Annotated in this window: 16 protein-coding genes; 15 read left to right on the plus strand and 1 reads right to left on the minus strand. The window is 66.2% G+C overall.

The window, feature by feature from the left end; genetic code table 11:
- The first annotated feature begins 91 nt into the window (after positions 1–91).
- The 15 genes from ACLKOZ_RS04710 (at position 92) to ACLKOZ_RS04780 (ending at position 12,748) form a co-directional block, all read left to right on the plus strand.
- On the plus strand, positions 92–1,135 hold the full coding sequence (locus tag ACLKOZ_RS04710) for a LacI family DNA-binding transcriptional regulator (protein WP_436473513.1): 1,044 nt from the start codon (positions 92–94) through the stop codon (positions 1,133–1,135).
- A 146-nt stretch (positions 1,136–1,281) separates the two neighbouring features.
- Complete coding sequence (gene ftsH / locus ACLKOZ_RS04715) at positions 1,282–3,345, plus strand: ATP-dependent zinc metalloprotease FtsH (protein WP_337345425.1); 2,064 nt, start codon at positions 1,282–1,284, stop codon at positions 3,343–3,345.
- A gap of 10 nt (positions 3,346–3,355) precedes the next feature.
- Positions 3,356–4,000, plus strand: coding sequence for a GTP cyclohydrolase I FolE (folE, locus tag ACLKOZ_RS04720; protein WP_436473182.1), 645 nt, complete (start codon positions 3,356–3,358; stop codon positions 3,998–4,000).
- 10 nt (positions 4,001–4,010) lie between these two features.
- The gene (folP, locus tag ACLKOZ_RS04725; RefSeq protein WP_337345427.1) at positions 4,011–4,931 is read left to right on the plus strand and encodes a dihydropteroate synthase; all 921 of its coding nucleotides are present in this window, start codon (positions 4,011–4,013) and stop codon (positions 4,929–4,931) included.
- A 13-nt stretch (positions 4,932–4,944) separates the two neighbouring features.
- Entirely contained in the window at positions 4,945–5,304 is a 360-nt protein-coding gene (gene folB / locus ACLKOZ_RS04730) for a dihydroneopterin aldolase (protein ID WP_337345428.1), read from the plus strand.
- Positions 5,301–5,840 carry a 2-amino-4-hydroxy-6-hydroxymethyldihydropteridine diphosphokinase gene (gene folK, locus ACLKOZ_RS04735; RefSeq protein WP_436473184.1) on the plus strand — a complete coding sequence of 180 codons (540 nt, stop codon included), beginning with the start codon at positions 5,301–5,303 and terminating at the stop codon, positions 5,838–5,840. The genes folB and folK overlap by 4 nt, the downstream gene beginning before the upstream one ends.
- A 3-nt stretch (positions 5,841–5,843) precedes the next feature.
- Positions 5,844–6,386: a DUF3180 domain-containing protein gene (locus tag ACLKOZ_RS04740; RefSeq protein WP_436473186.1), complete on the plus strand. Its 543-nt coding sequence runs from the start codon at positions 5,844–5,846 to the stop codon at positions 6,384–6,386.
- Positions 6,367–6,879, plus strand: coding sequence for a PH domain-containing protein (locus ACLKOZ_RS04745; protein WP_337345431.1), 513 nt, complete (start codon positions 6,367–6,369; stop codon positions 6,877–6,879). Before ACLKOZ_RS04740 ends, ACLKOZ_RS04745 begins: the two co-directional genes overlap by 20 nt.
- A gap of 74 nt (positions 6,880–6,953) precedes the next feature.
- The gene (locus ACLKOZ_RS04750) at positions 6,954–8,510 is read left to right on the plus strand and encodes a PH domain-containing protein (RefSeq protein ID WP_436473515.1); all 1,557 of its coding nucleotides are present in this window, start codon (positions 6,954–6,956) and stop codon (positions 8,508–8,510) included.
- Positions 8,503–9,396 (plus strand): Rossmann-like and DUF2520 domain-containing protein, encoded by an 894-nt coding sequence (locus ACLKOZ_RS04755; RefSeq protein ID WP_376044485.1) that lies wholly within the window; start codon positions 8,503–8,505, stop codon positions 9,394–9,396. The genes ACLKOZ_RS04750 and ACLKOZ_RS04755 overlap by 8 nt, the downstream gene beginning before the upstream one ends.
- A 2-nt stretch (positions 9,397–9,398) precedes the next feature.
- Positions 9,399–10,343 (plus strand): 4-phosphopantoate--beta-alanine ligase, encoded by a 945-nt coding sequence (locus ACLKOZ_RS04760; protein ID WP_436473189.1) that lies wholly within the window; start codon positions 9,399–9,401, stop codon positions 10,341–10,343.
- A 341-nt stretch (positions 10,344–10,684) separates the two neighbouring features.
- Positions 10,685–10,906, plus strand: a complete 222-nt coding sequence (locus ACLKOZ_RS04765; protein WP_436473191.1) for a hypothetical protein — start codon at positions 10,685–10,687, stop codon at positions 10,904–10,906.
- An 11-nt stretch (positions 10,907–10,917) separates the two neighbouring features.
- The gene (locus tag ACLKOZ_RS04770; RefSeq protein ID WP_436473193.1) at positions 10,918–11,190 is read left to right on the plus strand and encodes a hypothetical protein; all 273 of its coding nucleotides are present in this window, start codon (positions 10,918–10,920) and stop codon (positions 11,188–11,190) included.
- A 136-nt stretch (positions 11,191–11,326) separates the two neighbouring features.
- Complete coding sequence (locus ACLKOZ_RS04775; RefSeq protein ID WP_436473195.1) at positions 11,327–12,028, plus strand: GAF and ANTAR domain-containing protein; 702 nt, start codon at positions 11,327–11,329, stop codon at positions 12,026–12,028.
- Between the two features lie 9 nt (positions 12,029–12,037).
- On the plus strand, positions 12,038–12,748 hold the full coding sequence (locus ACLKOZ_RS04780; RefSeq protein WP_337345438.1) for a GAF and ANTAR domain-containing protein: 711 nt from the start codon (positions 12,038–12,040) through the stop codon (positions 12,746–12,748).
- A 37-nt stretch (positions 12,749–12,785) separates the two neighbouring features.
- Here ACLKOZ_RS04780 and ACLKOZ_RS04785 read toward each other — a convergent pair whose 3' ends face one another.
- Entirely contained in the window at positions 12,786–13,052 is a 267-nt protein-coding gene (locus ACLKOZ_RS04785; RefSeq protein WP_337350655.1) for a hypothetical protein, read from the minus strand.
- Positions 13,053–13,179 lie beyond the last annotated feature (127 nt).

A 13,179-nucleotide genomic window follows, 5' to 3' on the forward strand; every position in this document is an offset into this window, starting at 1 on the left:
CGCGCTTCCCTGCCGCGCACCTGTTGTAAGGGCGGTCTCTTTCGGGAGGCCGCCTTTTGCACACCCGGACAACCAGCATGTGGAAGAGAAGTTGAACAACAAGAACATTGGCATCAAGGACGTAGCAGTCGCCGCCGGAGTGTCCGCCACCACGGTCTCGCATGTCCTCAACGATGTCCCGTACGCGCGGATAAGCGCCGAGACCCGGGAAAAGGTGAAGTCCGCGGCGGTGCAGCTCGGCTACGGCCCCAACCGCCTGGCCCAGGCGCTGCGCACGCAGCGCACCGGCTTGCTGGGGCTGGTCAGCGAGGACATCGCAACCACGCCCCATGCCGGCAGGATCATTCTGGGCGCAGATGACGCCGCACGTGCCCGCGGCTACAACCTCATGATCATCAACACGTCCGCGTCGGCCAGCGATGAATCCAGGAAGTCAGACGTTGATGCCCTGCTGGAGCGTCGGGTGGACGGCATTTTGTACGCCACCATGTACCACCGCATTCTGGATGTGCCCGGCAATCTCGCGAACGTCCCGGCGGTACTGGTGGACGCCGTCAGCAGCGGGGCAACCATCGCCGCCGTTGTCCCCGACGAAGAAGCCGGAGCCAGGACGGCGGTCACCACCCTGCTGGCCGCCGGGCACACCCGCATCGGCTTCCTCAACAACACCGACGACGTTCCGTCCACTCACGGGCGGCTCCGGGGGTTCCGGAATGCCCTGTCCGGGGCAGGGCTCGACGGCGGTGCCGCGCCGGTGCACACCGGACCGTCCGAAGTGCAGGGCGGCTATGAGGCGGCACGAAGGATGCTGCAGCTCAGCGATCCCCCCACGGGCATCTTCTGCTACAACGACCGGATGGCCATGGGCGCCTACCGGGCCGCCGCCGAGCTCGGACTTGCCATCCCCGCTGACCTGTCCATTGTGGGCTTCGATGATCAGGAACTCATCGCCGGCAACCTGCATCCGGGCCTCACCACGCTGGCCCTGCCGCACTACGAAATGGGTGCCTGGGCCACAGGAACGCTGATTGACGCCATTGAGGGCAAAGGCGACCTCGCCGGGCTGGCGCTGGATCCGACGGTCCTGGACTGCCCGCTGGTCACCCGCGGATCCGTCGCCCCGCCCCGGTCCTGACCGCTACGCCCACAGGGAACTTTTGTGCCATACCGTGCGTGATTTACTCCGAACGGTGTATAGCTAGAAGCTGACGCAGCACCACACGCGCGCAGACCACTCGCCGTGCAGCACTACCAGGAGGGACGGGGCGAATCCCCGAACAGATGAAAGCTAAGAGTTTCTTCAAGGGCCCGGGCATCTGGATCGTTGTTGTAATCGGCATGCTCCTTGTGGCCTTTGCAACGCTGGCTCCCGGCGGTGCCGCCCGGATCGACACGAACAAGGGCCTGGAGCTGCTGTCTGAAAACCAGGTTGAGCAGGCGAAGATCTTCGACGGCGAAAACCGCGTGGACCTGGTACTCAAGGAAAACCTGCAGCTCAACGGCCAGGACAAGGGCAAGAGCGTCCAGTTCTTCTTCGTTGATGCCCGTGCGGTGGACGTGGTCAAGGCCGTCACCGATGCCAAACCTGCCAGCGGCTACACGGACCAGCCAATCGAGAGCAACTGGTTCTCCGGACTGCTCTCGCTCCTGATCCCGGTCATCCTCCTCGGTGCCTTGTTCTGGTTCCTGATGACCCGCATGCAGGGCGGCGGTTCCAAGATCATGCAGTTCGGCAAGTCCAAGGCCAAGATGGTCAACAAGGACATGCCGCAAGTGACTTTTGTTGACGTTGCCGGTGCGGACGAGGCTGTTGAGGAGCTCCAGGAAATCAAGGAGTTCCTGCAGGAGCCGGCAAAGTTCCAGGCGGTGGGGGCCAAGATCCCCAAGGGCGTGCTGCTCTACGGCGCTCCCGGAACCGGCAAAACCCTCCTGGCCCGGGCCGTTGCGGGCGAAGCCGGCGTGCCTTTCTTCTCCATCTCCGGCTCGGACTTCGTTGAGATGTTCGTCGGTGTGGGCGCGTCCCGCGTCCGCGACCTCTTCGAGCAGGCCAAGGCCAACTCTCCCGCCATTATCTTCGTTGACGAAATCGACGCAGTGGGCCGCCACCGTGGCGCCGGCATCGGCGGCGGCAATGACGAACGCGAACAGACCCTCAACCAGCTGCTGGTTGAAATGGACGGCTTCGACGTCAAGACCAACGTCATCCTGATCGCCGCCACCAACCGTCCCGATGTCCTGGACCCGGCACTGTTGCGTCCCGGCCGTTTTGACCGCCAGATTTCTGTGGACGCCCCGGACCTGATCGGCCGCGACCAAATCCTGCAGGTACACGCCAAGGGAAAGCCGATGGCCCCGGGCGTTGACCTCAAGGCTGTGGCCAAGAAAACCCCGGGCTACACCGGTGCAGACCTCGCCAACGTACTCAATGAAGCGGCGCTCCTCACGGCACGTTCCAACGCCAACCTCATCGATGACCGCGCCTTGGACGAGGCCATCGACCGCGTCATGGCAGGCCCGCAGAAGCGCAGCCGCGTTATGAAGGAACACGAACGCAAGATCACCGCGTACCACGAAGGCGGACACGCCCTGGTGGCAGCGGCGCTGCGGAACTCGGCACCGGTCACCAAGATCACCATCCTGCCCCGTGGCCGCGCCCTGGGCTACACGATGGTGGTTCCGGATAACGACAAATACTCCGTCACCCGCAACGAGCTCCTGGACCAGATGGCCTACGCCATGGGTGGCCGCGTGGCTGAGGAGATCGTGTTCCATGACCCCTCCACTGGGGCATCGAATGACATCGAAAAGGCAACGGCGACGGCCCGCAAGATGGTCACCGAGTACGGCATGAGCGAACGGGTGGGTGCCGTCCGCCTCGGCCAGGGCGGCGGCGAGCCGTTCCTTGGCCGCGACGCCGGGCACGAGCGCAACTATTCCGACCAGATCGCCTACGTGGTGGATGAGGAAGTGCGCCGCCTCATCGACCAGGCGCACGATGAGGCTTACGCCATCCTCACCGAGAACCGCGACGTCCTGGACCAGTTGGCACTGGAACTCCTGGAACGCGAAACCCTCAACCAGTCAGAAATCGCCGACATCTTCGCCGACATCCGCAAGCGTGACTTCCGCGAAGTCTGGCTGTCCAAGGAGACCCGTCCGGTCCAGCAGGCGGGCCCAGTGGAATCCCGCCAGGAGAAGGCTGAGCGCGAAGCCCAAGAGGAAGCAAAGCAGGCCCGCCTCGAGGAGCCCCTGGACGCGCAGCCCCCGCACCCGCAGGGTGTCCCGGAGGACGCAGCGTTCCAGGGCGGCGTCCCCGACTCGGGGCCTGACGGCGTCCACGGCTAAGCTTTCTTCTGTGAACCACTTCGACGACGACGACATCCACTCCTCCGCCGGACACCCGGCGGAGGACGGCCACCACCACAAAAAGCATGAGAAAGTGGACCGGCCGCGGATCGAAGCTGCTGTCCGCGAAATCCTGCTGGCCATCGGCGAGGACCCGGACCGCGGCGGACTGCAGGACACCCCGAAGCGCGTGGCCAAGGCCTACGCCGAGGTGTTCGCCGGGCTGCACCACGATCCGGCGGACATCCTGTCCACCAAGTTCGACCTCGACCACGAAGAATTGGTCCTGGTCAAGGACATCCCGTTCTATTCCACGTGCGAGCACCACCTGGTGCCGTTCCACGGGGTGGCGCACGTGGGCTACATTCCCTCCCACGATGGCAAAGTGACCGGACTCAGCAAGCTGGCACGGCTTGTGGATATCTACGCCCGTCGCCCGCAGGTGCAGGAGCGACTCACCACCCAGATCGTTGAAGCAATGGTCAGCCACCTCAAACCCCGCGGCGCGATCGTCGTGGTTGAATGCGAGCACATGTGCATGTCCATGCGCGGTGTCCGCAAGCCCGGAGCGAAAACCGTCACCAGCGCGGTACGCGGGCAGCTCCATGACCCGGCCACCCGCGCCGAAGCCATGAGCCTCATCCTCGGAAGGTAAGTATCAGACCATGGACTCACTAGCTGCAGCCCCGGGAACCGGGCCCGCAACATCTCCGCTGCCCATCCTGCGCAAACCGCGTCCGGCCGCGAAGTTCTCCGACCTGCCCACCGACCGCACCCTGGTCATGGGCATCCTGAACGTCACCCCGGACTCCTTCAGCGATGGCGGCAAGCATCCGACGGCGGACACCGCCATCGCCGCCGGCCTCCGGATGTTCTACGCAGGTGCTGACATCATCGACGTCGGCGGTGAGTCGACCCGTCCCGGCGCCGAGGACGTCAGCCCGGAAGAGGAACAGCGGCGGGTGATCCCCGTGATCGAGGCCCTGGTCAAGGCAGGCGCGCTGGTCAGCATAGACACCACCCATGCCTCCACGGCAGCTGCTGCGGTGGAAGCCGGCGCAGCCATCATCAACGACGTTTCCGGCCTCACCCTGGAGCCGGAAATGGCCGAGCTCGTGGCAGCGTCCAAGGTGCCCTACGTGCTGACGCACCGCCGCGGCGACGCCCGCACCATGAATTCGCTGGCCGAGTACAAGGACGTTGCCGGGGAAGTGGTGGCAGAACTCGCCGGGGTACGGGACAAGCTCTACGCAGCCGGGGTCGGGCAGGACCAGATCATTGTGGACCCGGGCCTGGGCTTCGCCAAGAACGACGCCCAGAACTGGGAGCTCCTGCAAAACCTGGACCAGCTGGAGAGCTTGGGGCACAAAATCCTGGTAGGTGCCTCCCGCAAGCGATTCCTGGGCACCCTGCTCACGGTGGCAGGAAAGTCCGCCGCCCCGGAGGAGCGGGACGCCGCCACCGCGGCCATCACTGCCATCAGCGCGTTCCGCGGGGCCTGGGCGGTCCGCGTGCACGACGTCGGCCCCAGCCTTGACGCCGTCAAGGTTGCCTCACGCTTGGCTTCCGCCCGCACCACACACTAGGGCCGGGGGACCCATGGACAGGATTACGCTGAGCGGTGTCACCGCCGTCGGCCATCATGGCGTGTTCGATTTCGAACGCCGCGACGGCCAGCCCTTTGTGGTGGACGCCGTGCTGCACCTGGACTTTTCCGGGGCGGCCGCCTCGGATGATGTCCGGGACACCGCGCACTACGGCGAGGTGGCGGAGCGCATCACAGGGTGGATCACGGGCGAACCCGTGAACCTGATCGAGGCCCTGGCTGTGCGGATTGCCGAGGACCTGCTGAGCGAATACCGGCTCCACGCCGTGGAGATCACCGTCCACAAACCCAAGGCACCCATCGAAGTCCCCTTCGGCGACGTGTCCGTCAGCGTGTACCGGGAGCGGACATGACCACCGGCTACACCAAGGCGGTGCTTGCGCTCGGCAGCAACCTGGGCGAACGGAACGACACCCTTTCCGAAGCGGTAGCTGACCTAGTGGATCCGCCGGAGGTCCGCCTGCTGGCCGTCTCTCCGGTGGTGCAGACGAAGGCGGTGGGTGGTCCTGCCGGCCAGCCGGACTTCCTGAACATGGTCATCACCGTGGAAACCACCCTGTCCCCGGCCAAGCTCCTGGAGCACTGCCAGTCCGTGGAGAACAAGCACCACCGTGTCCGCGAGGTGCGCTGGGGGCCGCGAACGCTCGACGTCGACATCATCACCTATGGCGACTTCACCAGCGACGACCCGGACCTGACCCTGCCTCATCCCCGCGCTGCGGAACGCGCCTTCGTGCTTTATCCGTGGTCCCTGATCGAACCGGCCGCCATGCTGAACGGTGAACGCATCAGCGCCCTGGCTGTCCGCGCCTCCGACTTTGACGACCTTGCCCCGTTTGACGGCTTCGGCGACTTCGACGGCGTCCCCACCGCCGGGGCGGTTGAATAGGCCATGAAACCGATCAACCCCCTCCGCCTGCTGCTGATCGGCCTGATCCTGGCCGTCGCGGGCTGGGCTGCCACCGTCCTGACCAACCGGTACAGCATGGCCACGCCAGTCCTGCCCGTCACGGCCCTGGCCACCATGGGCGTGATCGTGGCCATCACCCTGATCCTTGGCATCCGGATCCTGCGGTGGCGCAACAGCAACCGGGACAGTAGCAAAAAGAAGACTGTTCTTGACCCCATCCTGGCCGCCCGGACCCTGGTCCTTGCCCAGGCCTGCGCCTATGCCGGCACCGTACTCCTCGGCTGGCACGTCGGCATTTTCCTGGACCAGTTGAGGGTCTGGAGCCTGCGCAGTGACCAAGGCATTACCTGGGTGGCGCTTGCCCAGGCCGGTGGCGGCCTCGTGATGATTGTGGTGGGCCTCTTAGTGGAGCGCTTTTGCAAGATTCCGCCGGAGGACACTGAAACGCCGGGCGAGGGCCAGCGTGGCCGGAGCCCGCGCGGTGAAGCCGCAGGGGAAGGCGAATATGCGTACCGAGGCGATTGATCCGCCGGGCATCACCTGGCAGCGGGTGTCGCCCAAATACGTCACGGTCCGGCTGGTGGAGTGGGCCCTCGGGAACCTCATCATGGTGCTTGTGCTGTGCCTGCCGCTGGTCTTTGTGACCCTCGGGTGGTGGGTGTGGCCCCCTTTGTGGCTGGCCATCCTCGTGCCCGCTGCGGCCGTGGTCATGGCCGTCTGGCGGCTGGTGCTGATCCCGCGACAGGTACGTGCCATCGGCTACGCCGAGCGGGACGAGGACCTCCTGATCAGGGGCGGCATCTTCTTCCAGCGCACCATGGTGGTCCCCTACGGGCGGATGCAGTACGTGGACATCGGGGTGGGCCCAGTGGAGCGCGGGCTTGGATTGTGCACCTTGAAGCTGCATACGGCCTCGCCGGGAACCAACGCACTGATCCCCGGGCTGCCGGCCGCGGAAGGCGCGCGCCTGCGCGAGCAACTGTCGGCCCGCGGCGAAGCCAGGCTGGCTGGGCTGTGACCGCTGACGGCCCCGTCCCGGAGCCGGGTTCTGCGCCACTTCCGCGTAAAGCCGACGCCGCGCCTACGGCTGCAATGCCTGCGCCCGCCGCGCCCGCAGCGGAAACGCACGACGGCGAGTGGCTGCGCGTGCATCCGGCGTCGCCGTTTGTGCGCGGCTGGGTGGCCTTGGCCGCCATCGGCTTTTTCTTCGGCCGCGACTTCTTTGAGCGGATGCTGCAAGGCAGGCCCCTCCTGGAGGAGGGGTTCGCCGGCCGGATTCCCTGGCTGCTGGCCGGCGGCGGGACCGTACTGCTGATCGCCGTCCTTGGCTTCATCCTCACCTGGTACTTCACCAGGTACCAGATTGCCGGCGGCTACGTCCGGGTCAATACCGGTTTCCTTTTCCGGCAGCAGCGGCAGGCCCGGCTGGACCGCGTCCAGGCCATCGACATCGTGCAGCCGCTGCTGGCCAGGATCTTTGGCCTGGCTGAACTCAAATTCGAAGTCGCCGACGCCGGTGAGTCGGCTGTGCGCCTCGCCTACCTCCGGATGGACGACGCCCGCCAGCTCCGTGCCACTATCCTCGCCCGGGCCGCCGGCGTGGTCCAGGACCCGGAACGGCCCGAGGAAGCCCCGCCCGAGGCGCCGGAATTCCCCGTGCTGTCCGTGCCGCCGTCGCGCCTGGTCGGTTCGCTGCTGCTCAGCGAGCAGAGCTTCTTCGTGGTGCTGGGCGGCGTCGCGTCAGTGGTCCTCTCCGCGGTGACCGACAATCGCGGGTTCTACCTTTACCTGATTCCCGCCGCCCTGGGCCTCGCCGCGACCTACTGGAGTTCCTTCAACAAGGGCTACAACTTCACTGCCGCTATTTCCCCGGACGGCATCCGGCTGCGGTATGGACTACTGGACACCCAGGCCCAGACGCTCCCGCCCGGGAGGATCCAGGCGCTCAGGGTAGCCCAGCCGCCGCTCTGGCGTATTTTCGGCTGGTACCGCATACAAGTCAACGTGGCCGGATATGGTGCTGCGGGAAGCAACGGCGAAACGGCGTCGCGCACCACCCTGCTGCCCGTGGGAAAGCTGGCCGACGTGATGAGCATGCTGTCCCTGGTGCTCCCGGACCCCGGAACCCCGGAACCGGGGAGGGTTTTCACCGCCGGGCTCGCGGGACTCGATTCCGACGGCGGTTTTGTCACCACGCCGCGGCGCGCCCGGTTCCTGGCCCCGCTGGGGTGGCGCCGCAACGGCTACACCGCCACAGCAACCGCCCTCCTGATCCGCTCCGGCCGCTGGTGGCGGCAGCTGGTGGTAGTGCCGCACCAGCGCACCCAGTCCATGGCCCTGCACCAGGGCCCGCTGGCCAGGCGGTTCGGTGTTGCCGACCTCGTACTGCACACTACTGCCGGTCCGGTCTCGCCCCGCCTGATCCAAGCGGGGGTCGAGGAAGCCAGGACCCTCTTCGACGAACAATCGGCCCGCGCCAGGCTGGCCCGCAAACGCCAGACGAGTGAACAGTGGCTGGCCCAGGTGGCGCCGGCAACTCCCGCCGTTGAGCCCGAAACCGTGGCGATTCAGCCCGATCCAAGCCAGCCGGTTGAGTCCGCGCCGACCCCTGACACCCCCAAACGACAGGAAGGCCAGCAACATGGCTAAGCCGGGACGCCTCGGCGTCGGAATCATTGGCGCCGGCAAGGTGGGTGCCGTGCTCGGTGCTGCGCTTCGCTCGGCCGAGCATGCCGTCGTGGGGGTGTCCGCGGTGTCTGACGCGAGCCTGGAACGTGCGGAAGCGCTTCTTCCCGGAGTGCCCATCCTGGAGATCCAGGACATCGTGGAGCGTGCCGAACTGGTACTCCTCGCCGTACCGGATGACGCCTTGGCCGGACTGGTGGACGGACTGGCCAAGCTGGGCGCCTGGCAGCCCGGGCAGCTGGTGGCCCACACGTCGGGCCGGTTTGGCGTGGGCGTCCTGCATCCGGTGCGCGCGGCCGGGTCCATCCCGCTGGCCCTGCACCCGGCCATGACCTTTACCGGCATGAGCCTGGACCTCACCCGGCTCCTGGACTGCACCTTCGGCGTCACCGCGGACGCGGCGATGCTGCCCATCGCGCAGGCCCTGGTGGTGGAAATGGGTGCCGAGCCCGTGGCCATCGCCGAAGGGGACAGGACCCTGTACCACGCAGCCCTCGCCCACGGATCCAACCATATGGTCACCCTGGTGGCACAGGCATCCCAGCTGCTCCGTGACGTGGGCGTGGATTCGCCCGAAAGGATGCTCGGGCCCCTGCTGCGGGCCACACTGGAGAACGCGTTGGCCTCCGGTGAGGCGGCGCTGACCGGGCCGGTGGCCCGGGGCGATATCGGAACAGTGGCCGCCCACGCCGAGGCCCTGCGGGAGTACGACGCCGGCGCCCACGGCGATGTGTTGGAGGCATACCTGGCCATGGCCCGCTCCACCGCACGTCGCGCCGAGAGCCGCGGGCTGCTGAAGGCGGACCAGCTGGACGGGCTGCGCCAGGCCCTCGAACCCAAGGAAGACTGAAGATGCCCATCAAACTGGTGACGACGGCGGCCGATCTGCGGTCCGAGAGCGCCCGGCTCCTGATGAACAAGCCCGGCACCTCGCAGGGGCTGGTGCCTACGATGGGCGCCCTGCACGAGGGGCACGCGCAGTTGGCGCGCACCGCCGTCGAAAAAAACGACGTCGTGGTGGCGTCCATCTTTGTCAACCCACTGCAGTTCGGCGACGCCGTTGACCTGGACCGGTACCCGCGCACGCTGGATGCAGACCTCGCCCTGTTGGAGTCCGAAGGCGTGGACCTGGCGTTCGCGCCGTCCGTGCAGGAGGTGTACCCCGGTGGCGAGCCATTGGTCCGGGTGACCGCCGGCCCGCTGGGGGAGAAGTGGGAAGGCGCCTCCCGGCCCGGACATTTCGACGGCGCCCTCACCGTAGTGGCCAAGCTGCTGCATTACGGCATTCCCGGAACCGGGCTGCCGCCGTCGGGCGCGTTTGCAACCTCAGGTGCGCCTTCTGCCGGCATCCCGGGACTGCCTGCCTACCGCGCCTACTTCGGCCAGAAGGATGCCCAGCAGCTGGCCCTGGTCCGGCGCATGGTGGCCGACCTGAATTTCCCCGTGGACATCGTAGGAGTGCCCACCGTCCGTTCTGCCGACGGCCTGGCCCTGTCCAGCCGCAACCGCTTCCTGTCCGACGAACAGCGGGACGCCGCCCTGGTGCTGTCCCGGGCGCTGCGGCTCCTCGAGCAGCGGGCCAACCTCCACGAGCCATTGGACCTCGAGTCCGCCCAGGCACTGGTAGCGTCCCAGCCGCTGGTTGAACTCGACTATTTCGAGGTGGTGGACCAAGGCACGCTGGAACCGCTGGCCGAGAACTGCCGCGAGACCCCGTTCCGTGGCGACGCCCTGGCGATCATCGCGGCCAAGGTAGGCCCCGTGAGGCTGATCGATAATCTGCCGCTCAGCTCCTGAAGCCTGCTGAACCCCCTCCTGAACCTTCCTGAACCTTCCGGCCTGGTTCCGGGGTCCGGGCGAAGCCGGTAGGGGGCCCCGGTCCCTGTTGGTTGGCCTGCCGGTCCGCTATGCTCGAATTGTTGCCCCAGACCCTGGCATGGCCTTACTCGGCGTCCACCAGGAGGAGCAGTCATCAACGCGGGCAATCCCCACATCACTTCCCGTCTTACCCTTGGCCTTTGTGCTGCCCGGTGGCCGTACGCCCGGCGTAGCCGCATACGGGCGTGCGCTGTGCACGCCTGTACTCCCCACCAACGCCTGTGGCCGACGTGCCACACCAGACCAGGAGCAAGTTTTCGATGATTAGCACAGTAGAAGACGGCCTTTCCTACGTCGTCAAAGTGACTGACGCGTCCGTCCTGGACGACTATTTGAATTCCGCTGTGGACCTGGCGCGCCAGCATGCCGCCAAGGGCGGGACGTGCGGGATTCTGGTCACCCGTCACGCGCCCGACACCTTCACGGTAGCGGTGAGCGAGGCCGTACCCTTTGGCGAGACCCGCGAGCAGTTCGACACCTAACGGAGGCGCAGATGTATGACGGTTACGCGATGTTGGCACTTGCCCCGGAAATTACAGCCCCGGCGCAGTTCCCCGGCATGCCCCGGGCCACGCCGATCGGGGTGCAGGCGCTCGAGATCATCGCCTCCATCCTTGAGGACGAATCGCCCGGGCTGGCAGAGATCAAACTGCACCTTCGCAAATGTGTTGCCGCCTACCCGGGTGCACCGGAACGGGCGTTGCTCGCCCATCTGATGGAGACTTCCCAGCGCGTGAATGCGGAAGGTGGCGAAGAGACGCCCTGATTTCGGCCCGTGATGATCATGCGCGGTGGCGGTGAGTATCCTTAGGTGACGACTCCGCCATGCCGGTTCGGCCAGCAGCCGGCGTGAGAGTGGGATGAACAACCCAGCGGGATGGACCAGGGATCAGAGGCTCAGCATGGATGTTGCACCCGGGCTGGTCGCGGGTGGAGAAGACCTGTGCGGCCCCTATCTGCAGAAATTGCCCGTCACGGGAGCTGCAGTGTCCCTGTTTGGCGGCGCCACAGCCGAAACGCTCGTGTGCGCCAGTGACGCCCTCGCCGCCCAACTGGATGAACTGCAGTTCAGCCTGGGCGAAGGGCCGCGCTGGAGGGCGGTCCGGACCCGCCTGCCCGTGCTGATCCCGGATGTCCGGGCCGCAGTGCACGCTGACTGGCCAATGTTCCACGAGGCCGTTGCCAGGACCCGGGCCGCCGCCATGTTTGTTTTCCCACTGACGGTTGGTGCGGTGGACCTGGGCGTGGTTGAGCTCTACCACTCAGAACCCGGAGCCCTCAGCAGGTCCGAGCAGGCGACTGCGGCCGTTCTTGCAGGGCAGACCTCCTGGTACCTCCTTCGAACGATCCTCACCATCAGTTCGCCTGATACCGATCCCGCCTTGGAGCCGGCCCTCATGTCACGCCGTGAGATCCACCAAGCCACTGGAATGGTGCTCGCCCAGTCCGGTGCCACTGCAGCGGATTCCTTGCTGCTGCTGCGTGCCTACGCCTTTGCCCACGACCTCACGCTCCGCCAGACGGCCGACGCCGTCCTCGAAGGCCGCCTGAGTTTCAGGTCCGACGGCGGTGTCAGCGGTCCCGGCAGCCCGCCGCTGACGTAAAATAGCGCCATGGCAACGACTACCCGCGCCGAGCGCGTCAGCGGGGCGTTCGTAAAACTTACGGACACCTTGGTTGCGGACTACGACGTCCTGGACCTGCTCCACACCCTCGTTGAGGAATCCGTGGGGCTCCTCGACGTTGCTGCCGCGGGCCTGGTGCTGGCCGACCCCAGCGGAGAACTCCAGGTCTTGGCGTCCACCAGCGAGCAAAGCCAGCTTGTGGAAGTCCTGCAGCTCCGGGCCGGCTCGGGACCGTGCGTCGAATGCTACTCCACCGGACGTCCCGTGGTGGTGGAGGACATCGGCGCACTGGAGCGCTGGGGGGACTTCAAGGCTGCGGCACTGTCCCAAGGCTTCCGTTCGGTCCACGCGGTGCCCATGCGGATCCATGACCGGACCATCGGCGCCATGGGACTCTTCGGGGCCAACCCCGGTCCGCTGACGGCGGAGGATGCTGCCATCGGCCAAGCCCTGGCAGACGTAGCCACAATCAGCCTTCTGCAGGAGCGCACCATCAGGGAAGCTTCCCTGGTCAACGAGCAGCTGCAGCGTGCGCTGAACAGCCGCGTGTTGATTGAACAGGCAAAAGGCGTCATCGCCCACACTGCGGGAGTCGATATGGAAGAGGCCTTCAACAGGCTGCGCAATCACGCGCGCGCTCATAATGAAGGCCTCCATGTGACCGCCGGCCGGATCGTGGACCGCAGCCTTAACCTCTAAAGCCGCACTGACACCCGGCCGACACGCGGCCCAGGTGTCAGGCGGGAAGTTCCCGGTTGACCATTAGCTGTTCCAGCAGGGCCTGCTCGGGTTCTCCCGGATGCCGCGCCACGCAGCGGCGGAGCCGTGCCCGCGCCATCTCTTCCCCGGGGGACTTTCCGCAGAGCACTTCATCGATAATTTCCTGCGCCTGCCATCGAAGCGACTCGATCGCAAACCGCCGGATCTCGGCTGGATTGAAGTCCTCATCCAACCAAGGTTCAGGATCCGCTGGCACGCTTTGGAACATCCGCTCTGCTGACATAGGGGCCTCCTTGCACCAGACCGGCTGGGCCGAAAACGGTCCAATCGGCGTCGAAAGCACTGCGCGTAGGAGAAACAGTACCGCGAGGGAGACCGGTCTGTCTCTACCTGGCGTAAACTGGTTTTCA

Origin of the sequence: Arthrobacter sp. R4 (genome assembly GCF_051365025.1) — a bacterium.
Lineage (GTDB): Bacteria > Actinomycetota > Actinomycetes > Actinomycetales > Micrococcaceae > Arthrobacter.

Excerpts from the sequence above, each read along its gene's own strand:
- ACLKOZ_RS04780 (WP_337345438.1), top strand. The coding sequence starts at position 12,038 with ATGGCAACGACTACCCGCGCCGAGCGCGTCAGCGGGGCGTTCGTAAAA.
- folP (WP_337345427.1), top strand. The coding sequence starts at position 4,011 with ATGGACTCACTAGCTGCAGCCCCGGGAACCGGGCCCGCAACATCTCCG.
- folB (WP_337345428.1), top strand. The coding sequence starts at position 4,945 with ATGGACAGGATTACGCTGAGCGGTGTCACCGCCGTCGGCCATCATGGC.
- ACLKOZ_RS04770 (WP_436473193.1), top strand. The coding sequence starts at position 10,918 with ATGTATGACGGTTACGCGATGTTGGCACTTGCCCCGGAAATTACAGCC.
- ACLKOZ_RS04760 (WP_436473189.1), top strand. The coding sequence starts at position 9,399 with ATGCCCATCAAACTGGTGACGACGGCGGCCGATCTGCGGTCCGAGAGC.
- ACLKOZ_RS04755 (WP_376044485.1), top strand. The coding sequence starts at position 8,503 with ATGGCTAAGCCGGGACGCCTCGGCGTCGGAATCATTGGCGCCGGCAAG.
- ACLKOZ_RS04740 (WP_436473186.1), top strand. The coding sequence starts at position 5,844 with ATGAAACCGATCAACCCCCTCCGCCTGCTGCTGATCGGCCTGATCCTG.
- ACLKOZ_RS04775 (WP_436473195.1), top strand. The coding sequence starts at position 11,327 with ATGGATGTTGCACCCGGGCTGGTCGCGGGTGGAGAAGACCTGTGCGGC.
- ACLKOZ_RS04765 (WP_436473191.1), top strand. The coding sequence starts at position 10,685 with ATGATTAGCACAGTAGAAGACGGCCTTTCCTACGTCGTCAAAGTGACT.
- ftsH (WP_337345425.1), top strand. The coding sequence starts at position 1,282 with ATGAAAGCTAAGAGTTTCTTCAAGGGCCCGGGCATCTGGATCGTTGTT.
- ACLKOZ_RS04785 (WP_337350655.1), bottom strand. The coding sequence starts at position 13,052 with ATGTCAGCAGAGCGGATGTTCCAAAGCGTGCCAGCGGATCCTGAACCT.
- ACLKOZ_RS04750 (WP_436473515.1), top strand. The coding sequence starts at position 6,954 with ATGCCTGCGCCCGCCGCGCCCGCAGCGGAAACGCACGACGGCGAGTGG.
- folK (WP_436473184.1), top strand. The coding sequence starts at position 5,301 with ATGACCACCGGCTACACCAAGGCGGTGCTTGCGCTCGGCAGCAACCTG.
- ACLKOZ_RS04745 (WP_337345431.1), top strand. The coding sequence starts at position 6,367 with ATGCGTACCGAGGCGATTGATCCGCCGGGCATCACCTGGCAGCGGGTG.